Below are 13,205 nucleotides of genomic sequence, written 5' to 3'. Positions count from 1 at the left end.
TGCCCGGCAACAGCGCGAAGGATTCGCTCACGCGCGCCCTGCATCTGAGGGCCCTGTTCTCTGGAGGAAAGAGAACGTGAGCAAACCCCGAAACCTGGGCCGGCGGACATCCGCCGCGCTCTTCGCGTCGGTCATGGCGGCCAGCGCCGTGACCGTGACGGGCGGTGCCGCCACGGCGAGCGCCGCCCCCGCCCCCGCACCGGACATGTCCCAGGCCACCGCGGTGGACGCGCTGGGCTCGCACGACGCCAAGCTGCTCGGCGAGGCGGAGGCCCGCAAGGCCCCGACCGTCACGCTGATCGTGGCCACCGAGAAGGGCGAGGCGAAGGACGTCGCCGCCGACCTCAAGAATCTGGGCGCGACCGTCACCGAGCGCTACGACAGCATCGGCTACGTCCTGGCCAAGGTCCCCACCGCCAAGGTGGTCAAGGCGGCCACGCTGCCCGGCGTCTCCGCCGTGGACCTGGACGAGACCATCCAGCTGCCCGACCCGACGCCCGAGGTCACCCCCTCCGGCAAGCGGACGGCGAAGCAGGCCGCCACGCTGCCCGGCCCCGGGGCCGGCACCCGGGCCGACAACCCCTACATGCCGACGAACGAGATCGGCGCCGTCGACTTCGTGGCGGACAACCCCCGGTGGGACGGCCGCGGCGTCACGATCGGCATCATGGACTCCGGTGTGGACCTCGGTCACCCGGCGCTGCAGAAGACCACCACCGGCGAGCGGAAGATCGTCGACTGGGTCACCGCCACGGACCCGTTCGAGGACGCCACCTGGCGCCCGATGCTGACCGAGGTGACCGGCCCGACGTTCACCTCCGGCGGCGCGACCTGGACCGCCCCGGCCGGCACCTACCGGTTCAACCGGTTCAGCGAGTCGATCACGGCGGCCAGCGACCCGGCCGGTGACGTCAACCGCGACGGCGACCGGACCGACACGTTCGGCATCCTCTACGACCCGGCCACCCACAACGTCTGGGTCGACGCCAACCAGAACAACAACTTCACCGACGACGCCGTGATGCGGCCGTACAAGGAGAAGTTCGACGTCGGGCACTTCGGCACCGACAACCCGGCCACCCCGGTGATCGAGCGGATCCCGTTCGTGGTCGAGTACCGCGAGGACGTGGACACCGCGCCCATCGGCGGTCCCGGCCTGGTGGACTACGTCAACATCGGCATCGTCGAGAGCACCCACGGCACCCACGTCGCCGGCATCACCGCCGCCAACGACATGCTCGGCAACGGCGCCTTCGACGGTGCCGCGCCCGGCGCCAAGCTGGTCTCCGCCCGCGCCTGCTCGTGGGGTGGTGGCTGCACCGCCGCCGCCCTCACCACCGGCATGGCCGACCTGGTGATCAACCGCAAGGTCGACGTGGTCAACATGTCGATCGGTGGCCTGCCGGCGCTCAACGACGGCAACAACGCCCGCGCCGAGCTCTACAACAACCTGATCACCACCTACGGCGTGCAGATGTTCATCTCGGCCGGCAACTCCGGCCCGGGCCTGAACACCATCGGCGACCCGTCGGTGGCCGCCAACGTGGTCAGCGTCGCGGCGAGCATCAGCAAGGACACCTGGCTGGCCAACTACGGCTCCGCGGTGAAGAAGAAGAACGCGCTGTTCAACTTCTCCTCCCGTGGCCCGCGTGAGGACGGCGGTTTCAAGCCGAACATCGCCGCCCCCGGCTCGGCCATCTCCACCGCGCCGACCTGGCAGCCCGGCAACCCGGCCCCCGAGGCCGGCTACCCGCTGCCGCCGGGCTACGCGATGCTGAACGGCACCTCGATGGCCTCCCCGCAGGCCGCCGGCGCCGCCGCGCTGCTGCTGTCGGCCGCCAAGGCGACCGACAAGGGCGTCACCCCGGCCGCGCTGCGCCGGGCGATCTACACGTCCGCGAAGGCGATCAAGGACGTTCCGACGTACGCGCAGGGCTACGGCATGTTCAACGTGCCGGGCGCGTGGAAGCTGCTGCGCAAGGGCGTCGAGACCCGCTCCTACACCTCCGACGCTCCCGTCTGCACCGTCCTGTCCGGCCAGCTTGGTACCCCGAACCGGGGCACCGGCCTCTACAACCGTTGCGCCGCCACCGACGGTGGGCAGCGGGTCGGCCAGTCGAAGAGCTACCAGGTCAAGCTCACCCGCACCAGCGGGCCGGCCGGCACCGTGAAGCACAACGTGGGCCTGCGCGGCAACGACGGCACCTTCAAGGCGCCGAAGACCGTCTCGCTCCCGCTGAACAGGACCGTCACCGTCTCGGTCACCGCCAAGGCGACCACCGCCGGTGCGCACGGCGCGATCATGACGATCGACGACCCGGCCACCTCGGTGGTCGACTTCGAGGTCGCCACCGTGGTCGTGGCCTCGAACGAGGTGAAGAAGCCCAACTTCTCCTTCTCGGCCGAGGGCTCGGTCGACCGGAACGGCTTCACCTCGTACTTCGTGACGGTGCCGCCGGGCACGGGCGCGCTCCAGGTGAACCTCGCCGGCATCGCCACCGGTTCGCAGACCCGGTTCATCGCCTTCAACCCGTACGGCGTCCCGGTGGAGAGCACCTCCAGCCTCGCCTGCTACACCAACTTCTCCGACATCAACGCCTGCAAGCCGCAGGAGCGCGACTACCAGAACCCGATCGCCGGGGTCTGGGAGATCGAGGTGGAGTCCCGGCGGACCTCGCCGTCGCTGAACAACCCGTTCCAGCTCACGGCGCGGGTGCAGGGCGTCGCGGTCGAGCCGGCCGTGGTCGAGCTGCCGGCGGTCGAGGCCGGCGCGGCGACCCCGGTGACCTGGTCGCTCGCCAACACCTTCGGCCCGGTCGCGGTGACCGGCCAGGGTGGCCCGCTCTCCAGCGTCCACGCCGAGCGGCCCACCATCGCCGAGGGCGCGTCGCAGGAATACACCGTGGAGGTGCCTGCGGGCGCGACCCGCTTCACCGCCCGGATCGGCAACACGGCCAGCGCCGCGGCCGACCTCGACCTCTTCGTCTTCCGTGGCGCCACGGAGGTCGGTCGGGCCGCCGACGGCGACTCGGAAGAGGCCGTGACCATCAACAACCCGCCGGCGGGCACCTACCGGGTGGTCGTCGAGGGCTACTCGGTGGACGGGGCCGGTGGCAGCACCGCCTACGACTACCGGGACTCGTTCTCCGCGGCGGCGCTGGGCAACCTCTCGGCGTCCGCCACCCCGCTCAACCTGGCCCACGGCGCCACCGCCAGCCTCACCGGCACGGTGACCGCCCAGTCCACCCCGGGCGCCGGTCGTGCGCTCTACGGTGAGCTCTCCGTGGTGACCACCGAGGGCGCGGTCGTCGGCCGCGGTGCCGTCTCCATCGGCGCCGTGAACTGACCTGTCCCGCACCGGAACACCGGAGCCCGCCCCCGACCGGGGGCGGGCTCCACCCGTTGACACGGGCTCTCTCGCGGGGGCGGCGTCCGCGACGCCGGGCGGTCTCGACCGTTTGCGCGGGCTCTCTCGCCCGGGGCGGGGTCAGCGACGCCGGGCGGTCTCGACCAGGAAGGGCGTTCCCTGCTGGCAGGTCGTGAGCAGGTCGCGCTGGACCCGGCCGGTGACCGTGACCTTCGCGCCCGGCGTCAGCACGTCACGCGGGCCGCCGACCAGCAGGTAGTTGTCCAACAGCAGGCAGTTTGGTTCCACCCCGGCCGTGACCGTCCCGGTGAGCGTGGTGCCGCCGGCCGGCGGCGACGCACTCGGCGCACCGGGGCTCTTCGGGGGCGGGGGCAGCACCGGGCCGGTCGGGTCGGCGGGGTCGGTGGGGGTCGGCGGGATGCTCGGATCCGGGCTGGGCGGGCTGGTCACCGGCTGCGCTCCCGTCGGGGTCGGGGTGGGGGTGTCGCCGCCGGCACCCTCCTGGCCGCCGCAGGCGCTCAGCGCCACGCAGACGGCCAGCGCGCTGACGGCGAGCCGAAGGGTCCTCATATCCGTGTTCGACGCAGCGGGGCCGCGCGCCGTTCCCGCCGGTCAGCCACGAACCGCCGCGGCGGCCTTCATGTCCCGCTTGAGCTCCTGCGGCAGCGAGAAGGTCAGCCGCTCGTTGGCGGTCACCACCTCGTCGACGTCGGTGAAGCCGCGGGCGGCGAGATGGGCGAGCACCTCCTGGACGAGTTCGTCGGGGACGCTGGCGCCCGAGGTCAAACCGACGGTGCGCGCTCCGGCCAGCCACGCGTCGTCGATCTCGTGCGCGAAGTCGACGAGGTGACCGGCGCGCGCCCCGGCGTCCAGGGCGACCTCGACGAGGCGTACGGAGTTGGAGGAGTTGGTCGATCCCACGACGATCATCACGTCGCACTCGGGTGCGATCTCCTTGACCACGTGCTGGCGGTTGGAGGTGGCGTAGCAGATGTCGTCGCTGGGCGGCGACTGGAGCATCGGCAGCCGCTTCTTGAGCCGGGCCACCGTCTCCAGCGTCTCGTCGACCGAGAGGGTGGTCTGGGAGAGCCAGACGACCTTCTCGGGGTCGCGGACGACGATGTTGTCGGCGTCCTCGGGGCCGTCCACGAGCTGGATGTGCTCGGGGGCCTCGCCGGAGGTGCCGACGACCTCCTCGTGCCCCTCGTGGCCGATCAGCAGGATGTCGTAGTCCTCGGCGGCGAACCGCTTCGCCTCCTGGTGCACCTTGGTGACCAGCGGGCAGGTCGCGTCGATCGCCCGCAGCGAGCGGGTGCGGGCCTGCTCGTAGACCTCCGGGGCCACCCCGTGCGCGGAGAAGACGACTGTGGCGCCCTCCGGCACCTCCTCGTTCTCCTCCACGAAGACTGCGCCCTGGGCCTCCAGGGTCTGCACGACGTGCTTGTTGTGCACGATCTGCTTGCGGACGTAGATCGGGGCACCGTAGAGCTTGAGCGCCTCCTCCACGGTCTGCACCGCGCGGTCCACGCCCGCGCAGTAGCCGCGGGGCTTGGCCAGGATCACGCGCTTGCCGGTCCGGGACGTCGCTTCAGCCTGAGTCACCCCCCCATCGTACGTCCCGCCCTCCGCCCCACCACCCCACGGCGCCCCCGCCCGGGGCGAGTTGATCATGAAGTTGTTGCCCGCGACACGCCGTCGGCGGCACAACAACTTCATGATCGACCCAGTGGGGGCGGGGGGTCGTAGGGTGGGCGGGTGAGTGTGGGTGAGGTGGGGCGGAGCACCGCTGAGGAACCGTGGCCGGTCCGGGTGGTCAGCCAGAAGGTGAGCGCCTGGATCGCCCGGCTGGGCTGGGTGTGGGTGGACGGGCAGGTGGCGCAGATCAGCCGGCGGCCGGGTGCCAGCACGGTCTTCCTCACCCTGCGGGACCCGTCGGCCGACCTGAGCCTGACCGTCACGACCAACCGCGACGTCCTCGACGCCGGCGCCCCCGAACTACGCGAGGGCGCCCGGGTGGTGCTGCACGCCAAGCCGGAGTTCTACGCCGCCCGGGGCACGTTGAGCCTGCGCGCCGACGAGGTCCGGCAGGTCGGCCTCGGCGAGCTGCTGGCCCGACTCGAGAAGCTCAAGAAGCTGCTCGCGGCCGAGGGCCTGTTCGACCGGGCCCGCAAGCGCCGGCCGCCGTTCCTGCCCAACCGGGTCGGGTTGATCACCGGCCGCGCCTCGGCCGCCGAGCGGGACGTGCTTACCAACGCGCGCCGGCGCTGGCCGGCGGTGGAGTTCCGCACGGTCAACGTGGCCGTGCAGGGGGCCGGCGCGGTCACGCAGATCGTCGACGCGCTCAAGGTGCTGGACGCCGACCCGACCATCGACGTGATCATCATCGCCCGGGGCGGCGGCGGCATCGAGGACCTGCTGCCCTTCTCCGACGAGGCCCTCTGCCGGGCCGTCTTCGCCTGCCGCACGCCGGTGGTCAGCGCGATCGGCCACGAGACCGACACGCCGCTGATCGACTACGTCGCCGACCTGCGGGCCTCCACGCCGACCGACGCGGCCAAGCGGGTGGTTCCGGACCTCACCGAGGAGGTGCGCCTCATCCGGCAGTCGCGGCACCGCCTCGAACGCGCGGTACGCAACCTGGTGGACCGCGAATCGCACCGGCTCGACGGGTTGCGCTCCCGCCCGGTGCTGGCCCGCCCGCGGGTGATGGTCGAGCAGCGGGCCGCCGACCTGACCGGGCTGCGGCAGCGCGCCGGCCGCTGCCTGGACCACCGGCTCGCCGCCGCCGACGACGACCTGCGGCACACCCTGGCCCGGCTGCGCGCCCTCTCCCCCGCCGCCACCCTCGACCGGGGTTACGCGATCGTCCAGCGCGCCGACGGCCATGTCGTGCGCGCCGCGTCCGAGGTCGGTGGGGGCGACCCGCTGCGGGTACGCCTGGCCGACGGCGAGCTGACCGCCACGGTCGACGGCTGAGCGGGGCACAGATCACGATGTGGTGGGATGGCAGCGATGACTGACGAGAAGAAGGACGAGCGGCCCAGCTACGAGCAGGCCCGCGCCGAGCTGGCGTCGGTGGTCGAGCGGTTGGAGGCCGGCGGCACCACGCTGGAGGAGTCGCTGGCGTTGTGGGAGCGCGGCGAGAGGCTCGCCGAGATCTGCCAGCACTGGCTCGACGGCGCCCGCGCCCGCATCGACGCCGCCCGCCAGGAGCCCGCCACCTGACCCGCGCGTCCACCACCGCTCGCGCCGATCATGCGGTCGTGCCAGGGCGGACAGGGCGTTTTCACGCCCGTTGTCGGCCCGGCACGACCGCATGGTCGGCGCGGCGGGAGCGGGCTCAGTTGAACAGGTTGTAGAGCTCGGCCGGCGCCTCGACCACCTGGTCCGCCGTCGGCTTCTGGGCGGCGGTGGCGGTGCCGTAGTCCGAGTAGGTGATCCGGATCTCCTGCGCCTTCGCCTGAGCGACGGCGGGGATCTGGAGGACCATCTCGCTCAGCCGGCCCTGCGGGTCGAGCTTCGCGGTGAACGGCACCGACTTCGCCTGCGCCCCGAGGGCGGTGATGATCGTCGGGTCGAGCGAACCCGCCTCCGCCGCCTTCGACACGTCGATGGTGCCGGCGTACGCGCCCTCGCCCGTCTGCCGCACCTCCGTGATGCCCTGCGTCAGCACCTCACTGCCGGCGGGGTCGACCTTCTCGAAGTCGAAGCCGAGGTTCCGGTTGCCCTTGATCCGGGTCTGGTCCAGGTGCTGGTACTTGCCGAGGTTGAGCTTCTGCACGCCCGGCACGCTCTTGGCGGTCGTGCCGCCCAGCTCGAGCTTCACCCAGCTGTCCGGCTTGTAGTGGACGACGTCGAGCTTCATGAACAGGTCGTCGGTCGGCTTGCCGATCGTCGCCCGGATCTCCGCGCTCTGGGTGGGTTCGTGCACCCGGCCCTCGGCCGTCGAGCCGACGCCGGACATGGTGAACCGGAAGTTGCCGTTGCTGATCTCACGGGTGGAGGCCAGCAACGCCTGCTTGGCGTCACCGGCAGCCGGGGCCGCGCTGCCGGAGGCCGCGGGCGTGCCGGAGGCCGAGACGCTCGGGGAGGCGGACGAGCCCGCCGTCGGGGTCCCGTCGGCGTTGCAGGCGGCCAGACCGGGGGTGAACAGGGCGGCGGCCACCAGGCCGGCGCTCAACCGTCGAACAGTCATTCGTGTCTCCCGAGTGGGTCACCCGACGCGCCTGGCGGCGGCCGGAAACCGGGCGGCGCACCCCGTCCGGCTGCGCCGCGCGAACCCGGGGGCCGGTTGCCGCAGCGCCCGGCCGGGTCCGCTACGACTCCTGTTCCCTGTCGCCACGTCCCACAATCACTGTGATGTCCGGTTGCCCCGCTCGGGTGACGCCACGACGCGAGAACGGGGCGGCCGAAGCCGCCCCGTCCCGTGTGCCGATGGTCAGCCCTTGAACATCTCGTAGATGTCGTCGGACGCCTCGATCACCTTGCCGGCGGCCGGCTTCTGGGCGGCGGTCGCCTTGCCGTAGTCCGCGTACGAGATCTTGATGTCGTGCGCCTTCGTCTCACCGGCGGCCGGCACCGAGACGACCAGGTCGGTCAGCCGGCCCTCCGCGTCCAGCTTGGCGGTGAAGGGCAGCGCCTTGGCCTGCGCGCCGAGGGCCTTGACGGTCTCCTCGTCCAGGGCCGAGGAGTCGTTCGCCACGGAGGCGTCGATCTTGCCGGTGTAGCTGCCCTCGGCGGTCTTCTGCACGTCGGTGACGCCCTTGAGCAGTTCCGCGCTGCCGGCCGGGTCGACGTCCTCCATGTAGCGGCCGAGCTCACCGGCGTCCTTGACCTTGGACTGGTCGAGGTGCTGGTACTTGCCCTTCCACTTGGCCGCGCCCGGGATCATGGCGGACAGCTCGCCCAGGTCGAGCATGACCCAGCTGTCCGGCTTGATGAAGATCAACTCCATGCCCATGGCCATGCCGGAGCCGTCGTCGATCTTCATGGACATCTGGGCGCTGTCGCTGGGCTTGTGCACCAGGCCCGTGCCGCTGATCCCGTCACCGGCCAGCGTGAAGGTGAAGTTGCCCTTCTCGAGCTCCTTCGTGGAGGCGAGCAGGGCCTCCTTGGGGTCGGCGGGAACGGCCGCCGCCGGGGCCTTGCCGTCGGCCGGCTCGGCGGCGTCCGACTTGCATGCGGTCAGGCCCGGAACCAGCAGCGTGGCGGCGAGCACACCGACGGTCCACCGTCGAATGTTCACAGTTGTCTCTCTTCGCGAAGCGGGAGGCACCCGGCCGACCGTGTCGGTGGGCACTGAGCCGGGGCAGCGTAGCCGATCCGACCGACACCCGGGGGGCGGCGAACAGCCCGGCTAGCGGATCGATCCGGCCAGGTGGCGCAGCTCGTTGTCCCCGGCGTCGCCGATCACGATGAGGGTCCGGTCCGGTTCGAGCAGGACCAGCGCCTGCTCGTTGCCCCGGGCGGAATACCGCTGCCAGGTGCGTCCGCCCAGGTCGACCTGGCCCTGCGGCTGCCCCTCGGCGGTCAGCTCGCCCGGCAGCAGCCGCTCCGGCGGCACACTGCTCTGCACGAGCTGGGCGCCCCGCCCCTCCGGGGTGAGATATCCCAGCCGAAGGTTCGATCCGCCCTCCACCGTCTGGAACTTGGCGCTGACCGTGCGCCACCCGTCGCCCAGCTCCGCCGGCTCGCTCACCGGGAAGACGTTGGCGGCCCGCGCCGACTCGAGGGCGGGCGCGGCGTCGACGACCGTGGGCTGCTCGCCGCCGAGGAACCCCCGGTAGAAGGCGAGCAGCAGGGCGATCGGGACCAGCAGCACCAGCAGCGAGATCGCCATGTCCTTCGGCGACCGTTCCGACTTGCGGGTGTCGACCGGCGGCCCGGGCGGCCCGCCCCGCTCCGCCGCAGCCGTGGGCGGGGCCGCCCCGGGGGTGTCGGCGGCTTCGACAAGCGCCGGCTCCCCTCCGGGTGCGGCGGCCGGCCGGGTCGGGGCGACCGGCGGCTGGCCGTCCGGCGGCGTCGGGTCGGCGGGTACGCGATCGGCTTCCACCCCGCCATTCTCGCAGCTTCCCGACCGGCCGTATCCCGGCCATCACCGCCCCGCCCCCGCACCGGGTGCGCCATCGTGTGAGGATCAGCGACAAAGCCGGCAGCGGCGACGCCGCACCCTGCCGCCCCGCAACGTCGCGAGGAGGAGCAGTCATGACGAACACCAGGACGCGCATCCCGCAGGATCTCGACCGCAACCTCGCCCTGGACCTCGTCCGGGTCACCGAGGCCGCCGCGATGGCCGCCGGCCGCTGGGTCGGCCGGGGCGACAAGGAGGGCGGCGACGGCGCCGCTGTCGACGCCATGCGCAAGCTGATCAACTCGATCCAGATGCGCGGCGTCGTGGTGATCGGCGAGGGCGAGAAGGACAACGCCCCGATGCTCTTCAACGGCGAGCACGTCGGCGACGGCACCGGCCCGGCGGTGGACGTCGCCGTCGACCCCGTCGACGGCACCACGCTGATGAGCAAGGGCATGCCGAACGCGGTGGCGGTGCTCGCCGTCGCCGAGCGGGGTGCCATGTTCGACCCGAGCGCGGTCTTCTACATGGAGAAGCTCGCCGTCGGGCCGGCGTACGCCGACGTGGTGGACATCGACGCCGGGGTCGCCGAGAACCTGTGCCGGATCGCCAAGGTCAAGGGCACGGACGTCTCCGGGGTGACGGTCTGCGTGCTGGACCGCAGCCGCCACGAGGACCTGGTCGCCCAGATCCGCCGGGCCGGGGCCGGCATCCGGTTCATCTCTGACGGCGACATCGCGGGCTCCATCGCCGCGGCCCGGGGAGAGTCGGACGTCGACGTGCTGATGGGCATCGGCGGCACCCCCGAGGGCATCATCTCCGCCTGCGCCCTGAAGTGCATGGGCGGGGCGATGCAGGCCAAGCTCTGGCCGCGCGACGCCGCCGAGCGGGAGAAGGCGCTCGCCGCCGGGCACGACCTGGACCGGGTGCTGGGCACCGACGACCTGGTCACCGGCGACAACTGCTTCTTCGTGGCCACCGGCGTCACCTCCGGCGACCTGCTGAAGGGCGTCAGCTACCGGGCCGGCGGCGCGTACACGCAGTCGATCGTCATGCGCTCGAAGAGCGGGACGATCCGCGTCATCGACTCCTACCACCGGCTGGAGAAGCTCGCCCTCTACTCGGCGATCGACTTCGACGGCCGCCCCCTGGCCGAACAGGGGTGAGCCACACCGGGACGCTGGCCCCGCCGACCCCGCCCGCGACCCGCCGGATCGCCGGCGTGGGGCTCGCGACCGCCTCCGGGGTCGCCGTGGCCGTGCAGTCCCGGATCAACGGCGAGTTGGGCGTACGCCTGGCCGACGGGATCGCCGCGGCGGTCGTCTCGTTCGGGCTGGGTCTGCTGGTGTTGCTGGTGCTCGTCCCCGCGACCCGGGGCGGGCGGCGCGGGCTGGCCGCCCTGCGCGGCGCGCTCACGGACGGCACGTTGCGACCGTGGCAGTGCCTCGGCGGCGTGTGCGGTGCGTTCCTGGTCGCCGCGCAGGGACTGACCATCGGCACCCTGGGGGTGGCGGTCTTCACGGTCGCGGTGGTCGCCGGCCAGTCCGGCAGCAGCCTGGCCGTCGACCGGGCCGGGATCGGGCCCAGCGGCCCGCAGGCGGTCACCGGCCAACGGCTCGCCGGCGCGGCGCTGACCGTACTGGCGGTGCTGCTGGCCGTCGGCGACCGGCTCGGCGACCCGGGGACCCTCGGGTTGGCCCTGCTGCCCTTGCTCGCCGGGGTGGGCATCGCCTGGCAGCAGGCGGTAAACGGCCGGGTACGGATGGCCGCTGGCAGCGCGCTGACGGCCACGCTCGTCAACTTCACGGTCGGCACGGTGGCCCTGCTGGTCGCCTTCGCCGTCGACGTCGCGGTGCGGGGGTGGCCGGCGGGCGGCCCGCCGACCGAGCCCTGGCTCTACCTGGGCGGGCCGATCGGGATCGTGTTCATCGCGATCGCCGCCGCGATCGTCCGGTTCACCGGCGTACTGCTGCTCGGCCTGGCGACCATCGCCGGGCAGATCGTCGGCGCCGTGCTGCTGGACCTGCTGCTGCCCACGGCGGCCTCCCACCCCGGGCCCGTCACCCTGCTCGGCGCGGCGCTGACCCTGGCCGCGGTCCTCGTCGCCGCCCTCGCCCCGCCGCCGCGGCCCGGCCGCTGACCGCCCGACGCCCGGACGGCTCACGCCCCGGGAACGGGATCAACGGGGCGGCCGGGCAGCGGGCGGGAACGTCCGGCTGGCGCCTCCACCAACCTGGCCGCCCGCCAGCCGAGCAGCAGCCCCGGCAGCGTGGCCGCCACGGCGAGCAGCACCGCCGTGAGGGCGTACGCGGGCCGACCGTAGAGCCAGCCGACGAGCGGCAGTGCGGTCAACGCCAGGGTCAGGGCGGCGGCCAGCAGCACCTCCAGGGTCCACCGCCAGCGCACTGCGCGCAGCCCGTCCGGCGTCAGGCTGGACAGCAGCAGGGCAAGCAGGGTCGCGGCCAACCCGACGGACGCCACCTCGCCGACCAGCATGTCCGACCAGGCCATGGCCAGCAGTGTCCAGGCGGCGGCCCCGAAGACCACCAGGGGGACGGGCCACCGGCGGCCGTCGCCGCGCCGCCTCACCCGCGCGGCGGACGCGGCGAGGACCGACACGGCCAGCGTGAGCCACAGGGCCGTGGCCAGGAGCGGATCGTCCTGCCGGTCCGCCGGGCTGCTGTGGCCGAAGGCCGGCGGCCGGTCGTCGGGCGAGAAGCCGTCCCGCCCCACGGTGCCGATGAAGCCGAGGCGTTCCCAGGTCCCGTCGGGCCGGCGGATCGCGAACCCGTCGCGGCCGTTGGCCACCAGCACCACGTGCCGGCCGTCGCCGGTGTCCCGCACGGCAAGTTCCTGCGTGGCGATCCGCTCGCCACGTGCCGAATCCGGGTACTGCCGGCGCAGGATGGCCCGCTGTTCCTCGGTCGCGCCCCAGCTCCGGCGCCAGCTCCGACCCGAGTCGTCGCTCTGCTCGACGCCGAGTCGACCGGGGAGGGGCCGGTAACAGCGGGTCGGCGTGGCGGTCGCACAGCTACGGCTGCCGGGGCCGGCGGCCAGCCCCTTCGCACCGGCCAACGCCGCTTCCTCGTCCGGCGTCGGCGCGCGCCACGTCACCCCGGCGTCGTCGCTCATCAGCCAGGAGCGTGCGGTGCCGACGACGCGGGTGCCGTGGCCGTCGGCGGTGCCGGCCGCCAACCGTTCGCCGAGAACCACCGCCCGGACCGCGTCGCCGTAGTTGACCGGGCCGGTGGCCGCCACCGCCAGCGTCGCCGCCGGTAGCAGCACCACCAGCCGGACCAGCCGCGCCGGGTGCCCCCGCACCGGTTCGCGCCGCGCCCGGGACCAGGCCCACCAGGCGAGGGCCAGCGCCGGCAGGGTGAGCAGGTCGGTGCGGTCCGCCCGGATCAGCGACGGCCCGCTGACCACGCTCCAGGCCGCGGAGGCCACCGCGGCGGCGGACCCGCCGGACTTGACGAGGGTGAAGCCGACGCCGACGAGCGCGAGGCCGGTCGCGGCGGCGGCGCGGGCCGGCAGCCGCGGCGCCACCAGCGTGAGCAGCACGGCGACCAGCGGCGGCGCGAGGACCAGCCCGGCGACGTCGCTGAGCTTGCCGGTCACCACGCCGGGGACCGCCGCCTTGAGCAGGTGGTCGTTGATCACGAGCAGGACGAGGGCGGCGACCGTCGCGGGATGACCGAGCCAGGCCAGGGTCGCCGGGGCGCCGTCGCGGTGCCGGGGTGGGGTGCTCATCGGCCCACGGTCACAGCG

At 73.2% G+C, this 13,205-nt stretch carries 11 protein-coding genes; 5 read left to right on the top strand and 6 right to left on the bottom strand.

The window, feature by feature from the left end:
• The first annotated feature begins 76 nt into the window (after positions 1-76).
• Positions 77-3,346, top strand: coding sequence for a S8 family serine peptidase (locus ACQ452_RS04410; protein ID WP_433390029.1), 3,270 nt, complete (start codon positions 77-79; stop codon positions 3,344-3,346).
• Positions 3,347-3,487: 141 nt separating this feature from the next.
• Here ACQ452_RS04410 and ACQ452_RS04405 read toward each other — a convergent pair whose 3' ends face one another.
• Both ACQ452_RS04405 and ACQ452_RS04400 read right to left on the bottom strand, forming a co-directional pair.
• Positions 3,488-3,937: a hypothetical protein gene (locus tag ACQ452_RS04405; protein WP_433390027.1), complete on the bottom strand. Its 450-nt coding sequence runs from the start codon at positions 3,935-3,937 to the stop codon at positions 3,488-3,490.
• A 42-nt stretch (positions 3,938-3,979) separates the two neighbouring features.
• Positions 3,980-4,969: a 4-hydroxy-3-methylbut-2-enyl diphosphate reductase gene (locus ACQ452_RS04400; protein WP_433390024.1), complete on the bottom strand. Its 990-nt coding sequence runs from the start codon at positions 4,967-4,969 to the stop codon at positions 3,980-3,982.
• A 153-nt stretch (positions 4,970-5,122) separates the two neighbouring features.
• Between ACQ452_RS04400 and xseA the strand changes: the two genes are divergently transcribed.
• The gene (xseA, locus tag ACQ452_RS04395; protein WP_433390021.1) at positions 5,123-6,343 is read left to right on the top strand and encodes an exodeoxyribonuclease VII large subunit; all 1,221 of its coding nucleotides are present in this window, start codon (positions 5,123-5,125) and stop codon (positions 6,341-6,343) included.
• Between the two features lie 36 nt (positions 6,344-6,379).
• Positions 6,380-6,592 carry an exodeoxyribonuclease VII small subunit gene (locus ACQ452_RS04390; RefSeq protein WP_433390019.1) on the top strand — a complete coding sequence of 71 codons (213 nt, stop codon included), beginning with the start codon at positions 6,380-6,382 and terminating at the stop codon, positions 6,590-6,592.
• Between the two features lie 115 nt (positions 6,593-6,707).
• On the opposite strand, the gene ACQ452_RS04385 is transcribed toward ACQ452_RS04390, so the two are convergent.
• The 3 genes from ACQ452_RS04385 to ACQ452_RS04375 form a co-directional block, all read right to left on the bottom strand.
• Positions 6,708-7,562: a hypothetical protein gene (locus ACQ452_RS04385; protein WP_433390017.1), complete on the bottom strand. Its 855-nt coding sequence runs from the start codon at positions 7,560-7,562 to the stop codon at positions 6,708-6,710.
• A 243-nt stretch (positions 7,563-7,805) separates the two neighbouring features.
• Positions 7,806-8,612 carry a hypothetical protein gene (locus tag ACQ452_RS04380; RefSeq protein ID WP_433390016.1) on the bottom strand — a complete coding sequence of 269 codons (807 nt, stop codon included), beginning with the start codon at positions 8,610-8,612 and terminating at the stop codon, positions 7,806-7,808.
• 111 nt (positions 8,613-8,723) lie between these two features.
• Positions 8,724-9,419, bottom strand: a complete 696-nt coding sequence (locus ACQ452_RS04375) for a DUF4245 domain-containing protein (RefSeq protein ID WP_433390013.1) — start codon at positions 9,417-9,419, stop codon at positions 8,724-8,726.
• Positions 9,420-9,571: 152 nt separating this feature from the next.
• On the opposite strand from ACQ452_RS04375, the gene glpX reads away from it, so the two are divergent.
• Positions 9,572-10,603 carry a class II fructose-bisphosphatase gene (glpX, locus tag ACQ452_RS04370; protein ID WP_433390011.1) on the top strand — a complete coding sequence of 344 codons (1,032 nt, stop codon included), beginning with the start codon at positions 9,572-9,574 and terminating at the stop codon, positions 10,601-10,603.
• Positions 10,600-11,577 carry a DMT family transporter gene (locus ACQ452_RS04365; protein WP_433390008.1) on the top strand — a complete coding sequence of 326 codons (978 nt, stop codon included), beginning with the start codon at positions 10,600-10,602 and terminating at the stop codon, positions 11,575-11,577. Before glpX ends, ACQ452_RS04365 begins: the two co-directional genes overlap by 4 nt.
• Positions 11,578-11,597: 20 nt before the next feature.
• Here ACQ452_RS04365 and ACQ452_RS04360 read toward each other — a convergent pair whose 3' ends face one another.
• A complete protein-coding gene (locus ACQ452_RS04360; protein WP_433390005.1) occupies positions 11,598-13,187 on the bottom strand; it encodes a hypothetical protein in 1,590 nt (529 codons plus the stop codon).
• Positions 13,188-13,205: the final 18 nt, after the last annotated feature.

The sequence above is a fragment of the Micromonospora sp. KLBMP9576 genome, assembly GCF_050941805.1.
Classification (GTDB): domain Bacteria; phylum Actinomycetota; class Actinomycetes; order Mycobacteriales; family Micromonosporaceae; genus Micromonospora.
The sequence above is the reverse complement of the archived record's forward strand: the minus strand, read 5'-3'. Positions and strand labels throughout refer to the sequence as shown.

Bases quoted from the DNA above. Each gene is read 5' to 3' on its own strand.
- ACQ452_RS04405 (WP_433390027.1), bottom strand. From the start codon at position 3,937: ATGAGGACCCTTCGGCTCGCCGTCAGCGCGCTGGCCGTCTGCGTGGCG.
- ACQ452_RS04390 (WP_433390019.1), top strand. From the start codon at position 6,380: ATGACTGACGAGAAGAAGGACGAGCGGCCCAGCTACGAGCAGGCCCGC.
- ACQ452_RS04385 (WP_433390017.1), bottom strand. From the start codon at position 7,562: ATGACTGTTCGACGGTTGAGCGCCGGCCTGGTGGCCGCCGCCCTGTTC.
- glpX (WP_433390011.1), top strand. From the start codon at position 9,572: ATGACGAACACCAGGACGCGCATCCCGCAGGATCTCGACCGCAACCTC.
- ACQ452_RS04360 (WP_433390005.1), bottom strand. From the start codon at position 13,187: ATGAGCACCCCACCCCGGCACCGCGACGGCGCCCCGGCGACCCTGGCC.